Below are 20091 nucleotides of genomic sequence, written 5' to 3' on the forward strand. Positions count from 1 at the left end.
CCTAGGATGAGCGCATGTCACTCCCGCACGCGATCCTCACCGCCCTGCTCGAGAAGCCGTCGTCGGGGCTGGAGCTGACCCGCCGCTTCGACCGGTCGATCGGCTACTTCTGGTCGGCGACGCATCAGCAGATCTACCGGGAGCTGGGGAAGCTGGAGGGGGAGGGCCTGATCCGGGCCCTCCCCTCGGAGCAGCCCGCGCGCGGGCAGAAGAAGGCGTACGAGGTGCTGGCGGCGGGGCGGGAGGAGCTGGCCCGGTGGACGGCCGCGTCCCAGGACCCGAAGCCGCAGCGGGACGCGCTGCTGTTGCGGCTGCGGGCCGCCGCCGTGGTGGGGACGGAGGGGCTGGAGGACGATCTCCGGCGTCATCGGGAGCTGCATGCGCGGCAGTTGGAGACGTATCGGGAGATCGAGCGGAGGGATTTCCCTCCCGGGAGGGGTGGGGCGGAGGATCGGTTGCGGCACCTTGTGCTGCGGGCCGGGATCGATCTGGAGACGTTCTGGACGCAGTGGCTGGATCACGCGTTGGCGGAGTTCGCGGAGTTGGATGTGCGGGGGCGGGAGTAGTGCCGCCTGGGTGCGTGGGGGTGCGTGGGGGTTGGTCGCGCAGTTCCTCGCGCCCCTTCGGGGGGTGGTGCGGTTGTTGCGGCGCGTGCGGGCGGGTGGGGGTTGGTCGCGCAGTTCCTCGCGCCCCTTCGGGGGTGGTGCTGTCGTCGCCGCGCGTGCGGGCCGGTGGGGGGGTCGCGCAGTTCCTCGCGCCCCTGACGGTGAGAGCCCTCCGCGGTCTGAGGGCGCGGAGGGCTGTGGCGGCGGCGGCCGGCCGGAGCGCGTCGGACGGGCGCCGACGCCGGTCTAGAGGTGGGTCGGGCGGGCCGTGTTGCGGCGGCGGAGGTAGAGCACGGTGCCGAGGACGCCGGCGCCGACCAGCGCGCCGCCCGCCACCGCCGTGACCGTGCCGTAGTCCTTCGAGCCGCCGCCGACGCCGCCCATCACACCGCGGGACGGCGACGCCGTGGGGGAGACCGAGGGGCTCGGCGCCGGGGAAACGACCACGGACTGGGTGCCCGCGGTGCTGCCGTTGGAGCACACCACGATCACCGTGTACGTGCCCGCGCTGACGTTGGACCAGGCCGCGGACTGGCCCGAGGACGTCCCGGACAGCGCCACCTGGCGGCCCTGCGAGAAGTTGGCCTGACCGCCGCTGAGCAGCGAGGCGGTGCCCCAGTGGCCGTTGACCTGGGTGCACGCGGTGGTGCTCACCGAGACCGTGTTCCCGGTGGTGCTGACGGAGATGCCGTCCGCGGCCGCCGGTCCGGCCGGCATCAGGGCGAGCGCGGCGGCGGCTGCCACGGTCGGTCCGAGGCGGAGCAGAGGCTTCGAGATGCTCATGTGGACTGCCTTCCGGCGGCACGGCCGGCGGTACATCCCTTGCGCCGCCGAGGTCGGGGAGCGCCCGTGCCGCCACGACGATCAGCCAACGGGCAGCCCGCGCGGCGCGCACTCCGGCCGCATCCACGCAGGTGACGGCGTCCTCCGGGCGGCTCATCACGGGCTGTTCCGGTGTCGGCCTGCGGCGCCCGTCGTCACCGTCCGCTCGGCCGAGAAGGCGCCCCACGTGCCGTCCGGCAGCAGCGCCCTGATCCGCACCCGGTGCGTGACTCCCGCCTCCTCGCCCGCGTAGAAGCGGTACGTGGCCCGGTCGCGGGGCGCCTCGCCGCCGTACACCAGCGAGGTGACGGGGCGTCCGTCGAGCCGGACCTCGTACTCGGCGACCGTCCCGTCGACCCGCGGCGGCGTCCAGGAGAGCACGATGTCGTACGCCCCGCCCGACCTCCGGGCCGCCGCGCGGAAGTCGGTGGGCGCGGTGGCCGCGGCGCCGCCGTCCGGGCCCTCGGCGGTGGTGAGACGGACGGCGGGGGCGGGCGGCGAGAGGTTGTCCGCCGCGTCCCGGGCGCGGACGGTGAAGACGTACCGGGTGCCGGGCCGCAGCCCCGTGACCACGGCGGCCGTCTGGTTGCCGCCCACACTGTGGATCTTCGACGCGCCCTGGTAGACGTCGTACGACACCACACCACGGTCGTCCCGCGCCGCGGTCCAGGAGAGCTGGGCCGCCCGGCTGCCGGCCGCGCGTCCCCCGAGGTCCCCGGGGGCGGTGGGCGGTGCGGTGTCCGCCCGGGCCGCCGCGGGGGTCGTGGCCCGCGCCTCACGGCTGGGCGGACCGAGCCGCCCGTCCGCGTCACGGGCGCGCACCGTGAAGACGTAGGTGGTGGCGGGGCGGAGTCTGGTGACGTCCACCATGTGCGTGGAAGCGGGCACCTGCTCGACCTTGGTGTGGCCCCGGTACACCTCGTAGCCGGTCACCTCGGATCCCGCCGGGGCGGTCCGGTTCCACATGACGTGGACGCTGGTGGCGCTGCCCGCCTGGGCGGTGACGCCCGTCGGCGCCCCTGGCGGCCGTTCGCCGTCCGCGTCGTCCTGGCCGCCCCAGCGGCAGGACACGGTCAGCAGCACGACCGCGCAGAGCGCGAACAGGCGGCGCGATGACGCGGTTGGGGTAACGCCACGCACGACTTCGCCTCCTGGGGGTCCACGGAGGACCGGTCCGTCCAAAGGTCCGTACCAATATGGGCGTGGTGACGCGCCCACATCAAGAGGGTGGTGCGGGTCGAATGCGGCGGCGCGTTACGTATCCTGAACCCGGAACGGGCCGAACCGCCCCTGCAGGACGGGGTGTTCGGGCTCGAGGCGCGGACCGCTGTCGTCGCTGATCCCGCGCCGCCACGGGTGGCTGGACGGCCCGGGTCGACGCGCGCCCGGGTCTCCGGCACCCTCCGCCTCCGTCGGCCCTTGGGTGCCCCGTCCGGCCCCTTTCGGGGCGGTCACCCTCCTCACGCCGGGACGAAATGGGGCAAAGTGCCCTGGGTGTGCGTCCCTGTCCCCGACGAGAGGCTCAACTGACCGTGTCCCGTGTCCAGACGCTCACCGTCGCCGTGGCCGGCGTGGCACTGCTGGCCCCCTCGGCGTCCTCCGCCGCGGAGTCGGTCCACCTCCGGCCGTCCAGGACCGAGGCGCGGCGCGTCGCCGCCGGCCCCGCGGCGGGCCCCGCCCTCCCCACCGCCCTGGCGCACGTCGCCGTACCGCACCGGGGCCGCGTCGAGCCCGTCGCCCGGGACGGCACGCGGGAGGTGCTGACGCGGGGCGCGGGCCCCGGCGGTTCCGCGACTCCGGGACCGGCGACACCCGGCCCGGACGGCTCCGGGACCGCGACCCCGGACGCCGCCGCATCCGACGCGGCGACGACCACAGGCTCCGCGACTCCCGCCCCCACGGACGCCGACCCCTCCCCGTCGGGCTCCGGGCCCTCGGCCCCCGCGACTCCGGGGCCTGTCACCGCGGCCGACCTGCTGGCCAGGGTGAGCGGCTGCACCCCCGTCTCCCAGGGCCGCTACCGCAAGGACCGCGGCCGCGCGGCCACCGTCCCGGTGTGCGGCACCCGCGAGGCGGTGTACTGGAAGGCGGACATGGACATCGACTGCGACGGCCGCCCCGGCCGTCACTGCAACGCCGCCACCGACCCGCACTTCTCCTCGTCCACCGCGTTCGCGCAGTCCGACGGCCGCGCGCTCAGCTCCGAGAAGCTGCCCTACGTCGTGGTCCCCGCGCCCAGTTCCCTCTGGGACTACCGCGAGCACGGCGTGCGTGGCGGATCGGTCGCGGCCGTCGTCTACCGCGACCGCGTCAGCTACGCGGTCGTCGGCGACACCGGCCCGGGCGACATCATCGGCGAGGCGTCCTACGCGGCGGCCGAGTCCCTGGGCATCGACCCGGACCCGCGCTCCGGCGGCACCCCCTCGGGGGTGACGTACATCGTGTTCAAGGACAGCCGGGTCACCCCCCTGGAGGACCGGGAGGCGGCGGAGACCCAAGGTGAGAAGCTGGCGCGGGAGTTCGTCGACTCCGCGGACTGACCTCGCCGCCCGGAACCCGCCGCACCGACCCCTCCGGACCCCTCACACCTACCGGTAGCCGTACTCACACCTTCCGGTAGCCGTACGCCTCCGAGGCAGCCGCCGCCACCGCCGCGAGGTCCGCCCCCGTGGAGGCGGTGACCACCGCGGCCACCGCGCCCTCCAGGAACGGCGCGTCCACCAGCTGCGTGTTCTCCGGGAGTTCGTCGCCCTCGGCCAGCAGCGCCTTCACGGTGAGCACCGCGCTGCCCAGGTCGGTGAGCACCGCGACGCCCGCGCCCCGGTCCACGGACGCCGCAGCCGCGGCGATCAGCTCCGCGCTGGTGCCGAGCTCGCCACCGTCGGTGCCGCCCGCCGGGGCGACCGGCACCGACGCGCCCGCGCCGGAGAGCCCCTGCGCCAGCTCCGCCACGGAGGCCGCGACCGCCGCGCTGTGCGACACCAGGACGATCCCGACCAGCTTCTCGTCGCTCATCTCACTCACCGCCGTCCGCGTCGCCGGGCCCGGCCTCCAGCAGGGCCGCGACCAGCAGTGCCGACGAGGTGGCGCCCGGGTCCTGGTGCCCGATGCTGCGGTCGCCGAGATAGCTCGCCCTGCCCTTGCGGGCCCGCATCGGCGTCGTCGCGACCGCGCCCTCCCGCGCCGCGTCCCGCGCCGCCGCGAACGACTCGCCGAGCGCGTCCACCGCGGGGAGCAGCGCGTCGATCATCGTCTTGTCGCCCGGCGCCGCCCCGCCCAGCTTCATCACGGCGTCCACCCCGGCCCGCAGCGCCTCGGCCAGCTGCTGCCGGTCCACCTCGGTGGCCTCGCCCAGCGTCTTGCCTGTGCGGCGCAGCAGCGTCCCGTACAGCGGGCCCGACGCGCCGCCCACCGTGGACACCAGCAGGCGTCCTGCCTGGGTGAGCACCGCGCCGGGCGTGGCGGGCGGCTCCTTGTCCAGCGCGTCCTTCACCGCCCGGAATCCGCGCTGCAGATTGCTGCCGTGATCGGCGTCGCCGATCTCCGAGTCGAGGGCGGTGAGCCGTTCCGCCTCGCTGTCCACGGACGCGGCCGTGACCGTCATCCAACGGCGGAAGAAGTCGGCGTCCAGCACGGGAACTCCTCGCGTGGTAGGTGACCGGGGCGCCGGCCCCGGTGTCGGTCTGTCCCGGAGTGGATCACATACCCCAGCGCAGCCCGGGCGTACTCACCGGCGCGTCGTACAGGCGCAGCAGTTCCTCGTCGACCTGGCAGAGGGTGACGGAGGCGCCCGCCATGTCCAGGGACGTCACGTAGTTGCCGACGAGGACCCGGGCGACCGGGACGCCGCGCTCGGCGAGGACGCGCTGTACCTCGGCGTTGAAGCCGTACAGCTCCAGCAGCGGCGTGGCGCCCATGCCGTTGACCAGCACCAGGACCGGGTTGCGCGGGGTGAGGTCGTCGAGGATCGCGCCGACGGCGAAGTCGGCGATCTCGCCGGACGTCATCATCGGGCGCCGTTCGCGGCCCGGTTCGCCGTGGATGCCGATGCCCAGCTCCAGCTCGCCGGCCGGCAGGTCGAACGTCGGCGAGCCCTTGGCGGGCGTGGTGACCGCGCTGAGCGCCACGCCGAAGCTGCGGGAGTTCTCGTTCACCTGCTTCGCGAGCGCCGCAACCCGCTCCAGCGGCTGGCCCTCGTCGGCCGCCGCGCCCGCGATCTTCTCCACGTACAGCGTCGCCCCGGTGCCCCGGCGTCCCGCCGTGTACAGGCTGTCGGTGACCGCCACGTCGTCGTTGACCAGCACCTTCGCCACCTGGATGCCCTCGTCCTCGGCGAGCTCGGCCGCCATGTCGAAGTTGAGCACGTCCCCGGTGTAGTTCTTCACGATGAACAGCACCCCGGCGCCGCTGTCCACGGCCGCCGCGGCCCGCACCATCTGGTCGGGCACCGGGGAGGTGAACACCTCGCCGGGACAGGCCGCCGACAGCATGCCGGGGCCCACGAACCCGCCGTGCAGAGGCTCGTGCCCCGAACCTCCGCCGGACACCAGTCCCACCTTGCCCGCCACCGGGGCGTCCTTGCGGACCACCACCCGGTTCTCCACGTCCACCGTCAGCTCGGGATGGGCCGCCGCCATACCGCGCAGCGCGTCTGCCACCACGGTCTCCGGAACGTTGATCAGCATCTTCATGGGTACCTCCTGGGGCTGAGCAGGTGGGTCGTCGAACCTGTGGTGCCGGTCGGGCGGCCGGTGAAGGCGTCGCGGAGCTGTCGCAGGGCGACCGTGGAGCCGTAGGAGCCCTACAGGGGCAGTATCGGCCTTGCGCCGTGAGAGGGCACGTGAGACGGCGTCCGGCGAGCCGGACGATCTCGGCGGCCGACACGGCCACAGCTCAGGATCGGCCCTGCGCCGGTACGTTCCAAGGGGGCGTCGCCGTCTTTCGCATGCGGGGTGCCGTCATGGCGGGTGCTCCGGCGAGGCCGTCCGCGGCCGTCGGCAGGAGGCCCGTGCGTACGCCGGCGGGGCCGCGCGGGCGGAGGCCGAACGGGAGCGGAGGCGCGGCGCCGCGTGGAGCAGAAGCGGCTGCGGGTCTCCCGGGAGCCGCACGACGCCGTCGCGCACACCGTGCCGACGATGACCGTGCAGGCGGGCCTGGCGCCGGACGCGTACGCCGCCGGGCCGGAGGTGGCCTGGCGGTGTACACGGCAGGTACGGCTCCCACACACAAAAGGTGCCGCCACCCGCGCTGTTCGGCGTCGCGACGGTGTCCGCCCTCGGGGCATCGGGCGCGGTCGTCGGCACCTGCGTACGCCATCCGGCGGGCGCGGTCACGGTGATCGCCGTCCTGCTCCCGTGCTGCGGAGGCGCGGCGTCGACACGCGCGGCGGCGGGCCGCCCGGGGCCTGCGTTCTGGGTCCTTCTTCCGTCGCTCGCCTCCCGGCGCATTCGGGACGGGAATGTTGCTGCCGGGGCGGCCCGCCGCCCACTGCCGGGGCGGCCCGCCGCCCATGACGGCCCGGACGGTCAGTCCGAGATCTCGATGCGGCGGGGCGTCGCCTGGCTCACCTTCGGGACGCGGACCGTGAGGATGCCGTGGGCCAGGTCCGCGGTGATCTTCTCGGTGTCGGCGTTCCGGGGGAGGGTCGTGCGGTAGCCGAAGCGGCCGATCCGGCGGGTCCGCCGGCGCAGCACGCCCGTCCGCTCCTTGTCCTTCACCTCGCCGTGGATGTCCAGTTCGCCGTCCGTGACCTCCACCGTGACGTCGTTCTTCCTGACGCCGGGGAGTTCCAGCTCCATCACGTACGCGTCCTCGGTGTCCTCCACGTCCGCGAGCGGCGCCCAGGGCTCCTCCCCGATCTCGGAGAGCGGGCGCGCGGGGAAGGGGAACGTGGTCTGCATCAGCTGGTCCATGCGGGCCTGCAGCTCTTCGAATTCACGCAGGGGAGCCCATCCGGAGATCTGACCCCTGTCGCGGCGTACCGGTTGCGTCATCGGTCCTCTCCTTGTCGTGCGGTGAACTGCGTCCGGGGCGGGTGCGGTTCGTCTACAGGGACCAGCCCAGGACCGGGCCGGTCTCCGAGCCGCTCCGCGCGCCCACGCCCTCGACGTCGCGTTCCGCGATGTCGAGGAGCTGTCGGCCCAGGTCACGCAGGGCGCGGCCCGCCGCCAGCTCGTCGCCGATCTCCGGGACGTCCGGGTCCGCCGGGTTCCGGTGGGCGGCACCGTGACCGGTGAGGGTCGCCGTCCCGGTGTCGAGCGTGGCGTGCGCCTTCGTCGTTCCGTCCTCCTCGAAGAGGTGGAGACGGGTCTTCCATTCCAGGGTGTGCGACATGACTGCCTCCTCGGCCGGGGTGGCCCGGACGTGCCGGTCGCCTCGTCTCCACCGTCCGACTCCGGCGGACGCGACGCACGGGGCCGAAGGTCCCGGGAACGTGCCGTGGGACCCGGGTACCCCCGGAACTGCCGGCGCCGGTCACGTCCCGGCGACCGACTCCCCGGCCTCGACGGCCGCCGCCCGCGTCGGACGCGTGTCGTCGACCCGGTACGACAGCTGGTCGACGACCGCGACCACACCGTCGATCCGGCTCGCCGCCCGCACCGCCGCGTCGACGTCGCTGCGCCGCTCCAGCTTGCCCGTGAGGGTCACCACGCCGTCCTCGACGGCCACGGCAAGCGCCCGCGGCGTGAGCCAGAGCGTCGTCCCGAGGACGTCCCTGCGCACCGCGCGCTCGATGTCGCCGTCGGTGCGCAGCACGGCCCGCAGCAGGTCGCCGCGCGTGACGATGCCGACGATCCGCTCCTCCTCGTCCACCACCGGCAGCCGTTCGACACCGTGCCCGGTCATGAGCCAGGACGCCTCGGTGACGGTGGCACGCGCCCCCACGGTGACCGCGGGGGCGGTCATCACGTCGCCCACGGTGCGGGCTCGGCCGAGGCCCGGCATGCCGCTGAACAGGAGGACCCACCAGGGGCGCGGGCGGGGGCGCGTCAGGTCCGAGGTGGAGACCACGCCGATCACCCGGTCCTCGTCGTCCGTCACGGGAAGGCCGCCCACGGGGTGTTCCGCGAGTGCGCGGACCACGTCCTCGAGCGGAGTGCCGTGCGCGACGGTGACCACGTCCGTGGTCATGACGGCGCCGACCTCGGTGGCCTTCATCGCTGAACCTCCTGGCTGAGTCGGGTGCCGCCGGCCGGGACGGGCCCTTGCCGGGAGCGGTTGCCTCCACCCTCCGGCGGCCGCCGCGCGGATCCCAGGGACCCGGGGGCAGGGGAGCAGGGCCGAACGGCCCATATGTCCGGGATGTCGCCCTCTCCGGAGGTCGGTCCCGCCGGTCTGGGTCTCTCGGGCCCGGGTCGGGACCCGGAAGCCCCTGCCCTGCCGGCGCCGCCCCGGCGACGCTGGGCGTCGGCGGGGGAACGCTCCGAGCGAAAGGTGCATGCCATGGAGTCGCCGGTAGTCGTCGGTGTCGACGGTTCCGCCGAGAGCCTCACGGCCGCCGCGTGGGCCGCCCGCGAAGCCGCGCGTCGTGGAGCCGCCCTGCGCTTGCTGCACGTACGGGGCCGGCATCCGCGGCAGGGCGGTACGGACACCGCCCGCTCCGCCGGCCACCGCCTGGCGCGACGGGTCCTGGAGAGAGCGGCCGAGAGGGTCCACGCCGGCCGGCCGGACGTACGGGTGCAGGAGGTCCAGGCCGAGGGGCCTGTCGCGGCCGTCCTCGCGCAGGCCGCGGAGGACGCCGATCCGCTGGTGCTCGGTTCGCGCGGACTCGGCCGGGTCGCCGGTCTGCTCGCCGGTTCCGTCTCGCTCGGCGTCGTCGCACGGGCCACCCGTCCCGTGGTGCTCGTACGGACGGACACGGCGGGGGAGGACACCGCGGCGGATGGTGACGGGCGGCGGGACGTCGTGCTCGGCGTGGACGTCGTCGAACCCTGCGACGAGGTGCTCGCGTACGCCTTCGAGGCGGCCCGACGGGCGCATGCGCGACTGCGTGCCGTACACGCCTGGCGCGCGCCCGACCGGCTCACCCTTGGCGCGGCCGACGGTGGCCCGGCCGCCGGGCAGGAGCGGGCCGAGGAGTGGCTGCGCTTCCTGGCGGCCGTGCTCCAGGTCTGGAGGGACAAGTACCCCGACGTCGAGGTGCTGGAGACGGTGGCCGAGGGCAGGCCCGCGGACGCCCTGCTCAAGGCGGCCTCCGACGCGCAACTGCTGGTTGTCGGGCACCGGCTCCCCGCGCGGCCCGCGCTGCCCCGCACCGGGCCCGTCACCCACGCCGTGATCCAGCAGGCCCGCCGCCCGCTGGCCGTCGTCCCGCACGGATGAGGCCGAGGCTGAGCTCCGGGTTGGTCCGGCCGCGCACCTCCGGCACCCCGGTGGCAGATACCCCCGGGGGTACCTCGTGCTACCGTGAGAACATACCCCAGGGGGTAATTCACCACGGGAAGGAGAGACACGTGTTCTTCGTGGACACCATCGAGGTGCCGGGACTCGGCAACCGCGGCTACCTGGCGGGCGGCACTCGTACGGCCGTGGCCGTCGACCCGCCGCGCGACATCGACCGGGTGATCGCCGCGGCCGCCCGGCGCGGGGTGCGCATCGCGTACGTCGCCGAGACCCACGTGCACAACGACTACGTCACCGGCGGACTCGAACTCGCCCGGCTCACCGGAGCGTCCTACCTGGTCCCCGCCGACGCGCGGGTCTCCTTCCCCTGCGTCCCCGTGCGCGACGGTGACCTCACCGCCGTCGACGAGGACTCCGGCCTGGTGCTGCGCGCGCTCGCCACCCCCGGCCACACCCCGCACCACACCGCGTACGCGCTGGAGGAGAACGGCACCGCCGTCGCGGTGTTCACCGGGGGCTCCCTGCTGATCGGCACCGTCGGACGCCCCGACCTGGTCGAGCCCCGGCTGACCGAGCAGCTCGCCCGCGCCCAGCACGCCTCCGCCCACCGCCTCGCCGGCGAACTCCCCGACGAGGCCGCCGTGCTGCCCACCCACGGCTTCGGCAGCTTCTGCTCGTCCTCCCAGCAGGAGGGCGACAGCACCACGATCGGCAAGGAGAAGACGTCCAACGAGGCGCTCACCGCCCCGGACGCCGACACGTTCGTCGCCGGTCTGCTGGCCGGGCTGGACGACGTCCCCGCCTACTACGCGCACATGGGCCCGCTCAACGCCGCCGGCCCCGCGCCCCTCGACCTCACCCCGCCGGCCGTCGCCGACCCCGACGAGATCGCCGCGCGGCTCGCGGCGGGGGAGTGGGTCGTCGACCTGCGCAACCGCGTCGCCTTCGCCTCCGGACACGTGGCCGGGACCTACAACGTCGAGGCGGAGGGGCAGCTCGCCACCTATCTCGCCTGGCTGATCCCGTGGGGCAAGCCGGTCACCCTGCTCGCCGAGACGCCCGCCCAGCTCGCGGACGCACAGCGGGAACTGGCCCGCGTCGGCATCGACCGGCCCGCCGCCGCGGCCGTCGGCGGCCCCGCCGACTGGCTGCGCCCCGGCGGGACCCCCGCCTCCTTCCCCCGCGCGACCTTCGCCGACCTGGCGCGGCGGTACCCGGCCGAGGGGATCGTCGTGCTCGACGTGCGGCGCGCCTCCGAGCGGGCGCGCGGACAGGTCGACGGGTCCGTCCACATCCCGGTCCACGAACTGCACGGCCGGCTGCGGGAGGTGCCCGACGGGCAGGTGTGGGTGCACTGCGGCAGCGGCCTGCGCGCCGCCGTCGCCGCCTCCCTGCTGGACGCGTCCGGCCGTGACGTCGTCGCGGTGGACGACCCCTTCGACCGGGCCGGCGAGGCAGGACTCACCGTCCGCACGTCCTGAGCGACCGGCGTACGCACGCATGAGAGACGACATGGCCGACGCACCACACCAGAGGTACACCCCCGGACGCGTCGGCGTCCCCGAGGCCGCCGCACGCACCGGACACGGGGCCGCGGCCGGCACGAGCGCCGACGCCGTCCTGCTCGACGTCCGCGAACTCCACGAATGGCAGGCCGGGCACGCCCCCCGGGCCGTCCACCTTCCGCTGTCCGCCCTCGCCGCGGGGGCGCCGCTCCCCGACGCCGCCCAGGGGATGCCCCTGGTCGTCGTCTGCCGGTCGGGCAACCGCTCCCGGCAGGCCGCCGCCCTGCTCGCCGAGCGCGGCGCCGACGCCGTGGACGTGACCGGCGGCATGCGGGACTGGGCGGACGCCGGACTGCCGGTCGTCGACGCGCACGGCGGGGACGGCAGCGTCTCGTGAGCCTGCTCCTCCTCGCCCTGGCCGCCGGGGCGCTGACCGGCCTCGCGCTCGGCGCCCTCGGAGGCGGCGGCAGCATCCTCGCCGTCCCCGCCCTGATCTACCTGCTCGGCCTCTCCCCGGTCGCGGCCACCACCGCGAGCCTGCTGATCGTGGCCGTCACCTCGTTCAGCGCGCTGCTCGCGCACAGCCGCGACGGACACGTACGGCTGCGTACCGGGCTGCTCTTCGCGGCCGCCGGCATCGGCCCCGCCATGCTGGGCGCCGGCCTCTCCGGCCACCTGCCCGCGGCCGCGCTGACGGCCGGCTTCGCCGTCGTGGCTGCCGTCGCCGCACTCCGCATGCTCCGCGGCACCCCGCCCGACGAACCGCCCGCCGGACCCCCGCGGCCGGGAAGGGCGGCCGGCGCGGGAGCGGGGCTCGGCACGGTCACCGGCGTTCTCGGCGTCGGCGGCGGCTTCCTCGCCGTACCGGCCCTGGTGCACGGCGTCGGACTGCGGATGCGCGAGGCGGTCGGCACCAGCCTGCTCGTCATCACCGTCAACGCCCTCGCCGCGCTGCTTCTGCGCGCCGACACGCTGGAGGGGCTCGACTGGAGCGTCGTCGGGCCCTTCACGGGGGCTGCCGTGCTCGGTGCGCTGGACGGCCGACGGCTGTCGGCCAAGCTCTCCGGCAGCGCGCTGCGCCGCACTTTCGCGGTCACGCTGCTGGCGGTGGCCGCGGTCATGCTGATCGACGCGGTGACGTCGTGAGGCGGCCGGGCGGGTGCGGGACGCGGTCCAGCGGGCGTCACGAGATGCGCCGGCGCACTGCGTGGGGTCTTCGCGGTGCCGTCTTCAGACCGCCAGGCGCGGGCGTGGAGCCCTTTCGCAGGCGTCGGCGGACCCGCGGCGGGCCCTTCGGCCTCCGTGCTCGGCGCATGGGGCGACCGGTGGTTGTGGGGGAGGCTCTCGCGCGGCGCGCCGCGCCAGGCCCTCGCGGTGTTGCTTCCGGCCGACGCGGTGTCGTCGAGAGGCCGCCGGGCGTGCGCGCAGAGCGGTCTCGCGGGCGTCGCACGCCGGACGGGGCGGTTGTCGGCCCATCGGTCGCCCTACGCGATGCGCCGGGCAGGCAGCAGTTGTCCGCGCGGCTTCCAAGTGGCACGTTGCGGCCAAGCTCTTACGGTGACGCCGTGGTGTCGCCCACCGTTCGCGTGCGGCGGCCCCGTGGGCGTCAACAGCCCCTCGCGGCACTGCTCCCGCGCGCCGGTGCCAAGTCTCGTACCGTCTGCGGACGGCGGCGAAGCTCTCCGGCAGCCCGCCGTGCCCCGCTGCCGTCGAGGCCGTCCGCCGTGGACGCGCCGCGGGCTCACACGCGTCACGCCAGTGAGAGGAACAGCTTCTCCAGCCGGGCCCGCATCTGCTCCGCGCTCTCGCCGTTCTCCCCGTTCGCGCGGCCGGACTCGATGTCCGCCACGCACTTCTGCAGGCCCGTCGCGATGATCGCGAAACCGGCCCGGTCCAGAGCGCGGGAGGCCGCCGCGAGCTGGGTGATCACGTCCTCGCAGTCGCGCCCCTCCTCGATCATCCGGATCACGCCGGAGATCTGCCCCTGCGCCCGGCGCAGCCTGTTCAGCACGGATTTCAGCTCCGCGCCCGCGAGATCCAAGTCCACGACCACTCCCTGACGAAATACCCCGTGGGGTACTCTACGTCCGCTTCCGCCGTTACGTCGACCGACCGCCACCCCCCACCGATCGCCGACAGAGAAGGATCACACACCCGCCATGACCACCCCCGTCACCCCGGACACCCTCACCGTCGCCCAGGCCGCCGCCCGCCTGGACGGCTTCACCGTCATCGACGTCCGCACCCCCGCCGAGTACGCCACCGGGCACCTGCCCGGCGCGGTGAACGTCCCCCTGGACCAGGTCAAGCGCGCCCTGCCCGAGATCCGGCAGGCCGCCGGGCGCGGCGACCTCCTCGTCGTGTGCGCCTCCGGGGCGCGCTCGGAGAAGGCGTCCGGGACCATCGCCGCCGCCGGCGTGCCCGCCGCCACCCTCGCCGGCGGCACCAACGCCTGGGCGGCCGAGGGCCAGAACCTGGAGCGTCCCGCGGCCTGCGACACCCGCGCGGTGTGGGGCATGGAGCGGCAGGTGCGCTTCACCGCCGGCACCCTGGTGCTGCTCGGTCTGGTGCTCGGCCTGCTGGTGCACCCGGCGTTCCAGCTCCTCTCCGCGGCCATCGCGGGCGGGCTGGTCTTCTCCGCCCTCACCGACACCTGCGGCATGGCCGTGGTCCTCGGCAAGCTGCCCCACAACCGCCCGCGCGGCACGAACCTCGAGGGCGCCCTCGCCGCGCTTCGAGGCAACTGAGGTCTCACAGAGGGACGTCCGGGCCCGGCGCGGGACGCGGAGGGGCTATCCGCCCCGCACCACCGCCACCGGCGACGGCGCGTGGTGCAGCAGCGCCTGGCTGACCGACCCCAGCAGCAGACCCGTGAAGCCGCCGCGCCCCCGCGCGCCGACCACCGTCAGCTGGGCGCCCCGGCCGGCCTCGATGAGAGCCTCGCGGGTGGGGCCGTGGACCACCCTCGGCTCCACCACGACGCCGGGGTGCAGTTCGCGGTGGCCCGCCAGCGCCTCCGCCAGCAGCCGTTCCTCCGCCTCCGCGAGGGCGCCCGGCGGGCTCGCGTACGGCTCCGCGGGGTCCTGAGGCTCCGGCACGGGCGCGTTCCACGCGGTCCAGGCGTGCACCGCCACCAGCGTCGTCCCGCGCGACTCCGCCTCCCGGAAGGCGAAGTCCACCGCCCGCTCGCCGGGGGCGGAGCCGTCGACGCCCACCACCACGGGGCCCTCCGTGCGCACGTCGCCGCGCACCACGAGCACCGGACACCGTCCGTGCGCCGCCAGATGTACGGCCGTGGAGCCCACCATCAGGCCGACGAAACCGCCCATGCCGCGCGACCCGACCACCACCAGCTCGGCGGCCCGGGACTGGGCCTCCAGAACGGTGAGCGCCTCGCCCGTCACCACCGAGCCGGTCACCTCCACCCCGGGCGCGGTGTCCTCGGCGCGCTCCACGGCCTCCGCCAGCAGCCGCTCCACCATGGTCCGCAGGCCGCCCTCGGGCGGGCCGAGCGGCGAGGGATCCAACGGGACGTGCATCGCGGGCCACATGAACGCGTGCACCACCTTCAGCGCCGCGTTCCGCAGCCGCGCCTCCCGCGCCGCCGTCTCCACCGCGGCCAGGGCCGACGCCGACCCGTCCACTCCGACGACCACCACTCCGGCCATCGTGCCTCCACGTGCTCCCGTGCCGTCCCCCGCTGCTTCTCCCGCCACCTTCCCCCGGCCCGGCGCCTCCCGCATGGGTCCTCCGCCGTACGGCCGAGGGGCCGAAGGTCCCCGCCGGCGCACGGCCGGAGGTCCCGGCGCAGGCGTTCCCCTGGTTGGGACGGCCTGACCTGAGTAGATTTGGCGCCGAAGTCATGTTTTGCCCGCCGGACCGAGGGTGTGCCGCGCATCGCGGGACTTCCGGGCGAGGACCACATGTTCCAGCTGAGCGCGCCGATCGTCGCCACGTTCGTCCTGTACGTGCTCGCCCTGATCGGGACGGGGATCCGGGCCTACACGCGCACGCACACCTTCGAGGACTTCGCCCTCGGCGGCCGCCGCTTCGGCCCCTGGGTCGCCGCGCTGTCCGCGGGCGCCAGCGACATGTCCGGCTGGCTGTTCCTGGCGCTGCCCGGCGCCGTCTACGCGGCCGGGCTCGGCTCCGTGTGGCTCCCCGTCGGGCTGGCCGTCGGCACGTACCTCAACTGGCTGTTCGTCGCGCCGCGCCTGCGCACCTACACGGAGCGCGCCGGCAACGCGGTGACCCTGTCCGGGTATCTGGAGGAGCGGTTCGAGGACCGCACCCGCATGCTCCGGCTGGTCTCCGCCGCGGTCACCCTCGTCTTCTTCACCGTGTACGTCGCCAGCGGCCTGGTGGCGGGCGGGCTGCTGTTCGAGACCGTCTTCGACCTGCGCTTCACCGTCGGCGTCACCCTCACCGGGCTGCTGATCGTCATCTATTCGTGCCTGGGCGGCTTCCTCGCGGTGAGCCTCACGCACGTGCTGCAGGCCTCGCTGATGCTGCTCGGCCTGGTCGTGCTGCCCGCCGTCGCGCTCGCGCGCCTCGGCGGCTTCGGCGCCCTCGGGGAGGCCCTCGACGGCAGACAGCCCGCACTGCGCGAGTTCAGCTCCCGCGTCGCGTACTCGGCGGAGTCCTGGACGGCCGAGGGGCCGCTCGGCATGGTGGCGATCATCTCGCTGCTCGCCTGGGGGCTCGGCTACTTCGGCCAGCCGCACATCCTGGCCCGCTTCATGAGCATCCGCAGCACCCGGGACGTCCCCGCCGCCCGCCGCATCGGCACCGCCTGGGTGGTCCTCGTCCTCACCGGCGCCACCCTCGTGGGCCTCGCCGGCATCGGCGAGCTGACCCCGGCGCTGTCCTCCCCGGACACCGTCTACATCGCGCTCAGCCGCCTGCTGCTCGACCCGTGGATCGCCGGGATCGTGCTGATCGCGGTGCTGGCCGCCATCGTGTCCACCGCGGACAGCCAGCTGCTGGTGTCCTCCGTGGCCCTCACCGAGGACTTCTACCGGGCCTTCCTCCACCGCAGGGCCCCCGACCGGGTGCTGGTCTGGGTGGGACGCGCCACCGTCGTCCTGGTCATCGTGGTGGCGTACGTGATCGCCCTCAGAGGCGGCGGGCTGCTGAACATCGTCGCCGAGGCCTGGGCCGGGTTCGGCGCCGCGTTCGGCCCGGTCGTGCTGCTCTCGCTGTACTGGCCCCGGATGACCTCGGCCGGCGCCATGGCCGGCATCGTCGCCGGCGCCGGCACGGTCCTGGCGTGGGACTGGGTCAACCCGCTGCTCGGCCCGCTCGAGACGAGCGTCTACGAGATGGTCCCGGGCGTGATCGCCGCCACGGTCGCCGCGCTCGTCTTCGGCCGGTACGTAGGGCGGCCGCCGAAACGCGCTTTCTGGCGGATGCCCGGCGGCGGCACCAGCTCCGTGGTGCTCACCCCCTTCCTCACCCGCGCGCCCGTCGGCCTGGCCATGCTCGACACGGACCTGCGGTACGTGTGGGTGAACGAACCGCTCGCCCGGCTGATCCCCCTGGAGCGGCGCATCGGCCGGCGCCTCACCGAACTCAAGCCCACCCCGCAGTACCGGCGCTTCGAGGAGCAGATGCGGCGCGTGCTGGAGACCGGCGAGCCCCTCATGGACTGGGAGTTCCGCAGCGAGGAGGAGGAGCCCAAGGACGCCCGCACGGTCTCCGTGTCGTTCTTCGGCGTCACCGACCGGCACGACACCGTCGTCGGTGTCCTGTACATGGTCGTCGACGTCACCGAGCGGCACCGGGCCCAGAGCCGGCTCGCCCTGCTGAACGACGTCGGCGCCCGCATCGGCAGCACCCTCGACGTCCGCCGCACCGCGCAGGAACTCGCCGACGAGGCCGTGCCCACCGTGGCCGACTTCGTCGCCGTGGACCTGCTGGACACCGTGATGCGCGGCGAGGAACCCGCGCCCGGACCCGTCGGCCTGTCGCCGGTCATCCGCCGGGCCGGGCAGGCGTCCGCGCGGGAGGGCGGCCGCGGCGGCAGCCTCGCCCTCGGGGAGGCCGTCCGGCGCGCCCCCTCCTCGCCCGTCACCCGCTGTCTCAGGGAGAGCCGCACCCTCGTCGAACGCACCCTCGACCGCGAGGCCAGCCCGTGGGTCACCGAGGACCCCTCGATCGGTGCGTCCATCCTCAAGTACGGCTACGCCTCCCTGATGGTCGTGCCCGTCCGGGCCCGGGGCGTCACCCTCGGCGTGGCGACCTTCGCCCGCACCGAACGGTCCGGGCCCTTCGGCGACGACGACGTGCGGCTCGCCGAGGAGATCGTCTCCCGCGCCGCGGTGGCCGTCGACAACGCCCGCCGCTACACCCGCGAGCGGACCGCGGCCCGCGCCATGCAGCAGGCGCTGCTGCCCCAGGCGCTCACCGGCGGCTCCGCGGTGGACGTGGCGTCCTGGTACCAGCCGGCCGACGCCCCGAACGGCGTCGGCGGCGACTGGTTCGACGTCATCCCGCTGTCCGGCTCGCGCGTCGCCCTCGTCGTCGGCGACGTCGTCGGACACGGCATGGAGGCCGCCGCGACCATGGGGCGCCTGCGCACGGCCGTGCGCACCCTCGCCAACCTCGACATGCCGCCCGACGAACTCCTCGCCCACCTCGACGACCTGGTCATCGGGCTGATGGGTGCCCACGACGACCACGAGCCCGCCGCCGCGGGGTCCGCGTTCCTCGGCGCGACGTGCCTGTACGCCGTGTACGACCCGGTCAGCGGTCGGTGCTCGATGGCCCGGGCCGGCCATCTCCCGCCCGTCCTCGTCGGCCCGGACGGCACGGTCGAGGTCATGGACCTGCCGGCCGGGCCGCCGCTGGGGCTCGGCTACCTGACCTTCGAGTCGTGCGAGCGGGAACTGGCCGAGGGCAGCCTGGTGGCGTTCTACACCGACGGACTGGTCGAGACCCAGGACCGGGACATCGACGAGGGGATCGCCCGGCTGGGCGCCGCCCTCGCCGTGCCCCGCCCCACCCTGCGGGAGATCGGGCGGGGCGTGGTCGACACCCTGCTCACCGGGCCGCCGCCGGACGACGCGGCGCTGCTGCTCGCCCGCACCCGCGCGCTGCCGGCGGACCGGGTCGCCTCCTGGGACCTGCCCAGCGACCCCGAGGCCGTCGGCACCGCCCGCACGGCCGCCGTACGGCAGCTGACGGAGTGGGGCCTGGACGACCTCGCGTTCACCACGGAACTCATCGTCAGCGAGCTGGTCACCAACGCGATCCGGCACGCCTCCGGGCCGGTCTCCCTACGGCTGATCCGCGACCGGGCCCTGATCTGCGAGGTCACCGACGGCAGCGGGACGTCACCCCGCCCCCGCCACGCCCGCACCACGGACGAGGGCGGCCGCGGCCTGATGATCGTGGCCCAGCTGGCCCACAGGTGGGGGACCCGTCACACGGCGACCGGCAAGATCATCTGGACCGAGCAGCCGTTCGTGGCGGAGACGTGAGGACGGGGCTGGCGCGCCTCTCGGACCGGGTCCCGCCGCACGTCCGTCGGGGCGGAGCCCTGGTGCCCTCGGTGCGCGGTCCGGGCAGGCCCCGGGCGGAGGGTCCAACGGCCCGCGGGCGGGGGACCCGTGGCCTCTGTTGTGAGGGCCGGCGCGGCGGAATCGTGGGCTGCGGAGGGGCCCGACCTGGAGGGCCCCCAACGGGAGGTGGATCCCATGCTCCGCACCGTCACCGTGGGCTACGACGGCTCGTCCGAGAGCCGTGCCGCCGCAGAGTGGGCCGCCCGAGAGGCGCTGCTGCGCGGGCTGCCGCTGCGGCTCGTCAACGTCCGGGAGCCGCTCCCCGGTCCCGTCGCCGAGTCCGCGCTCATGGCCGACGGCACCTTCCGGGAGCGCGCCGAGCGCCTCCCGCGCGAGGCCGGCGCGACGCTGCGGGCGCGCCACCCGGAACTGGAGGTCGTCGCCGAACAGGTTCCCGGCGGCCCCATGGACGTGCTTCCCGAGGTGGCGAAGGACGCCGACCTCCTCGTCCTCGGCTCCCGCGGGCTCAGCGGCATCGGCGGCTTCCTCGTCGGCTCCGTCGGCATGGTGGTGATCGCGCACACCACCACCCCGGTCGTCCTCGTCCGGGCCACCACCTCCACGGAGGCCACCGGGCCCGTGGTGGTGGGCGTCGACACGGACAAGCCGAACGGCACGGTCCTCGCCTTCGCCTTCGAGGAGGCCGCCCGCCGCGGCGCCGTGCTGAGGGCCGTGCACGGCTGGACCGTCCCGCCGTACTACGCCTACGCCCTCCCCGCCTACCCGTCCCTCGCCGCCGAACTGGGCGTGGAGCAGTCCGACGCCCTGGCCGAGGTGCTGCGGCCCTGGCGGGAGAAGTTCCCCGACGTCGAGGTCGCCGAGGAGTCCCGCGCCGGCAGCGCGGCCGTCCGGATCGTCGACGCCGCCTGCGAAGCCTCGCTGGTCGTCGTCGGCCGCCGGACCCGCCGCGGCCCGGTCGGCGCGCACATCGGGCCCGTCACGCACGCGGTGCTGCACCACGCCACCGCCCCCGTCGCCGTCGTCGCGCACGACTGACCGCCGTGCGGAAAGGCCGATGACCGACCTCGACGGCACAGCGGGCGCTGCCGCCCCCGTCGCCGGGGCCGCCTGCCCGGCGCCCGCGGGCGCCTCGCCCGGCCGGCACCCGGCGACGGCCCGCCCCGCCCCGCAACCCCCCGCCCGCCGCACCGCCGCCCCCTCAATGGCCCACGTGGCCCTGTCGGGACACCCCTTCCCCGGGGAAGGTGGGGAGGGTACGCACCTCCACGCACCCCCGCCCGCCCCCACCCCGCA

Annotated in this window: 19 protein-coding genes; 9 read left to right on the forward strand and 10 right to left on the reverse strand. The window is 75.1% G+C overall.

The features are described from left to right. The first annotated feature begins 14 nt into the window (after nt 1-14). Nucleotides 15-566, forward strand: a complete 552-nt coding sequence (locus tag ACQZOG_RS27275) for a PadR family transcriptional regulator (protein ID WP_033277066.1) — start codon at nt 15-17, stop codon at nt 564-566. A gap of 285 nt (nt 567-851) precedes the next feature. Here the strand turns inward: ACQZOG_RS27275 and ACQZOG_RS27280 are convergent, their stop codons facing one another. Then, complete coding sequence (locus ACQZOG_RS27280) at nt 852-1388, reverse strand: hypothetical protein (protein ID WP_033277065.1); 537 nt, start codon at nt 1386-1388, stop codon at nt 852-854. Nucleotides 1389-1544: 156 nt separating this feature from the next. Next, nucleotides 1545-2567, reverse strand: coding sequence for a fibronectin type III domain-containing protein (locus ACQZOG_RS27285; RefSeq protein WP_033277064.1), 1023 nt, complete (start codon nt 2565-2567; stop codon nt 1545-1547). A 617-nt stretch (nt 2568-3184) separates the two neighbouring features. Here ACQZOG_RS27285 and ACQZOG_RS27290 point away from each other — a divergent pair. Continuing rightward, nucleotides 3185-3967, forward strand: coding sequence for a glycoside hydrolase family 75 protein (locus ACQZOG_RS27290; RefSeq protein ID WP_372453489.1), 783 nt, complete (start codon nt 3185-3187; stop codon nt 3965-3967). A gap of 64 nt (nt 3968-4031) precedes the next feature. Here the strand turns inward: ACQZOG_RS27290 and ACQZOG_RS27295 are convergent, their stop codons facing one another. The 6 genes from ACQZOG_RS27295 to ACQZOG_RS27320 form a co-directional block, all read right to left on the reverse strand. Next, the gene (locus ACQZOG_RS27295; RefSeq protein WP_033277062.1) at nt 4032-4442 is read right to left on the reverse strand and encodes a PTS-dependent dihydroxyacetone kinase phosphotransferase subunit DhaM; all 411 of its coding nucleotides are present in this window, start codon (nt 4440-4442) and stop codon (nt 4032-4034) included. 1 nt (nt 4443) lies between these two features. After that, nucleotides 4444-5061: a dihydroxyacetone kinase subunit DhaL gene (dhaL, locus tag ACQZOG_RS27300; RefSeq protein ID WP_033277061.1), complete on the reverse strand. Its 618-nt coding sequence runs from the start codon at nt 5059-5061 to the stop codon at nt 4444-4446. A 64-nt stretch (nt 5062-5125) separates the two neighbouring features. Beyond that, nucleotides 5126-6118 (reverse strand): dihydroxyacetone kinase subunit DhaK, encoded by a 993-nt coding sequence (gene dhaK / locus ACQZOG_RS27305; RefSeq protein ID WP_033277060.1) that lies wholly within the window; start codon nt 6116-6118, stop codon nt 5126-5128. A gap of 834 nt (nt 6119-6952) precedes the next feature. Further along, the gene (locus ACQZOG_RS27310) at nt 6953-7420 is read right to left on the reverse strand and encodes an Hsp20/alpha crystallin family protein (protein WP_430741913.1); all 468 of its coding nucleotides are present in this window, start codon (nt 7418-7420) and stop codon (nt 6953-6955) included. 52 nt (nt 7421-7472) lie between these two features. Further along, nucleotides 7473-7760 carry a DUF1876 domain-containing protein gene (locus ACQZOG_RS27315; protein ID WP_033277058.1) on the reverse strand — a complete coding sequence of 96 codons (288 nt, stop codon included), beginning with the start codon at nt 7758-7760 and terminating at the stop codon, nt 7473-7475. A 141-nt stretch (nt 7761-7901) separates the two neighbouring features. Beyond that, complete coding sequence (locus ACQZOG_RS27320; protein ID WP_033277057.1) at nt 7902-8585, reverse strand: CBS domain-containing protein; 684 nt, start codon at nt 8583-8585, stop codon at nt 7902-7904. 285 nt (nt 8586-8870) lie between these two features. On the opposite strand from ACQZOG_RS27320, the gene ACQZOG_RS27325 reads away from it, so the two are divergent. The 4 genes from ACQZOG_RS27325 (at nt 8871) to ACQZOG_RS27340 (ending at nt 12421) form a co-directional block, all read left to right on the forward strand. Next, nucleotides 8871-9749, forward strand: a complete 879-nt coding sequence (locus ACQZOG_RS27325; RefSeq protein WP_430741914.1) for a universal stress protein — start codon at nt 8871-8873, stop codon at nt 9747-9749. A gap of 131 nt (nt 9750-9880) precedes the next feature. Further along, the gene (locus ACQZOG_RS27330; RefSeq protein WP_193455949.1) at nt 9881-11251 is read left to right on the forward strand and encodes an MBL fold metallo-hydrolase; all 1371 of its coding nucleotides are present in this window, start codon (nt 9881-9883) and stop codon (nt 11249-11251) included. A gap of 31 nt (nt 11252-11282) precedes the next feature. After that, the gene (locus tag ACQZOG_RS27335) at nt 11283-11672 is read left to right on the forward strand and encodes a rhodanese-like domain-containing protein (RefSeq protein WP_037638113.1); all 390 of its coding nucleotides are present in this window, start codon (nt 11283-11285) and stop codon (nt 11670-11672) included. After that, on the forward strand, nt 11669-12421 hold the full coding sequence (locus ACQZOG_RS27340; RefSeq protein WP_033277053.1) for a sulfite exporter TauE/SafE family protein: 753 nt from the start codon (nt 11669-11671) through the stop codon (nt 12419-12421). Before ACQZOG_RS27335 ends, ACQZOG_RS27340 begins: the two co-directional genes overlap by 4 nt. A gap of 604 nt (nt 12422-13025) precedes the next feature. Here the strand turns inward: ACQZOG_RS27340 and ACQZOG_RS27345 are convergent. Beyond that, on the reverse strand, nt 13026-13322 hold the full coding sequence (locus ACQZOG_RS27345) for a metal-sensitive transcriptional regulator (protein WP_033277052.1): 297 nt from the start codon (nt 13320-13322) through the stop codon (nt 13026-13028). Nucleotides 13323-13434: 112 nt separating this feature from the next. Here ACQZOG_RS27345 and ACQZOG_RS27350 point away from each other — a divergent pair, with 112 nt between their 5' ends. Next, the gene (locus tag ACQZOG_RS27350) at nt 13435-14022 is read left to right on the forward strand and encodes a rhodanese-like domain-containing protein (protein ID WP_033277051.1); all 588 of its coding nucleotides are present in this window, start codon (nt 13435-13437) and stop codon (nt 14020-14022) included. Between the two features lie 45 nt (nt 14023-14067). Here ACQZOG_RS27350 and ACQZOG_RS27355 read toward each other — a convergent pair whose 3' ends face one another. Then, nucleotides 14068-14943, reverse strand: a complete 876-nt coding sequence (locus ACQZOG_RS27355; protein WP_033277050.1) for a universal stress protein — start codon at nt 14941-14943, stop codon at nt 14068-14070. A gap of 255 nt (nt 14944-15198) precedes the next feature. Here ACQZOG_RS27355 and putP point away from each other — a divergent pair, with 255 nt between their 5' ends. Both putP and ACQZOG_RS27365 read left to right on the forward strand, forming a co-directional pair. Then, nucleotides 15199-18756: a sodium/proline symporter PutP gene (putP, locus tag ACQZOG_RS27360; RefSeq protein ID WP_058917818.1), complete on the forward strand. Its 3558-nt coding sequence runs from the start codon at nt 15199-15201 to the stop codon at nt 18754-18756. A gap of 216 nt (nt 18757-18972) precedes the next feature. Continuing rightward, nucleotides 18973-19833 carry a universal stress protein gene (locus ACQZOG_RS27365; RefSeq protein WP_037638111.1) on the forward strand — a complete coding sequence of 287 codons (861 nt, stop codon included), beginning with the start codon at nt 18973-18975 and terminating at the stop codon, nt 19831-19833. The last annotated feature ends 258 nt before the right edge of the window (nt 19834-20091 follow it).

Source organism: Streptomyces sp. P13-3-3 (assembly GCF_050571355.1).
Classification (GTDB): domain Bacteria; phylum Actinomycetota; class Actinomycetes; order Streptomycetales; family Streptomycetaceae; genus Streptomyces; species Streptomyces althioticus.

Bases quoted from the DNA above. Each gene is read 5' to 3' on its own strand.
- ACQZOG_RS27275 (WP_033277066.1), top strand. From the start codon at position 15: ATGTCACTCCCGCACGCGATCCTCACCGCCCTGCTCGAGAAGCCGTCG.
- ACQZOG_RS27280 (WP_033277065.1), bottom strand. From the start codon at position 1,388: ATGAGCATCTCGAAGCCTCTGCTCCGCCTCGGACCGACCGTGGCAGCC.
- ACQZOG_RS27295 (WP_033277062.1), bottom strand. From the start codon at position 4,442: ATGAGCGACGAGAAGCTGGTCGGGATCGTCCTGGTGTCGCACAGCGCG.
- dhaK (WP_033277060.1), bottom strand. From the start codon at position 6,118: ATGAAGATGCTGATCAACGTTCCGGAGACCGTGGTGGCAGACGCGCTG.
- ACQZOG_RS27310 (WP_430741913.1), bottom strand. From the start codon at position 7,420: ATGACGCAACCGGTACGCCGCGACAGGGGTCAGATCTCCGGATGGGCT.
- ACQZOG_RS27315 (WP_033277058.1), bottom strand. From the start codon at position 7,760: ATGTCGCACACCCTGGAATGGAAGACCCGTCTCCACCTCTTCGAGGAG.
- ACQZOG_RS27320 (WP_033277057.1), bottom strand. From the start codon at position 8,585: ATGAAGGCCACCGAGGTCGGCGCCGTCATGACCACGGACGTGGTCACC.
- ACQZOG_RS27325 (WP_430741914.1), top strand. From the start codon at position 8,871: ATGGAGTCGCCGGTAGTCGTCGGTGTCGACGGTTCCGCCGAGAGCCTC.
- ACQZOG_RS27335 (WP_037638113.1), top strand. From the start codon at position 11,283: ATGGCCGACGCACCACACCAGAGGTACACCCCCGGACGCGTCGGCGTC.
- ACQZOG_RS27350 (WP_033277051.1), top strand. From the start codon at position 13,435: ATGACCACCCCCGTCACCCCGGACACCCTCACCGTCGCCCAGGCCGCC.
- ACQZOG_RS27355 (WP_033277050.1), bottom strand. From the start codon at position 14,943: ATGGCCGGAGTGGTGGTCGTCGGAGTGGACGGGTCGGCGTCGGCCCTG.
- putP (WP_058917818.1), top strand. From the start codon at position 15,199: ATGTTCCAGCTGAGCGCGCCGATCGTCGCCACGTTCGTCCTGTACGTG.
- ACQZOG_RS27365 (WP_037638111.1), top strand. From the start codon at position 18,973: ATGCTCCGCACCGTCACCGTGGGCTACGACGGCTCGTCCGAGAGCCGT.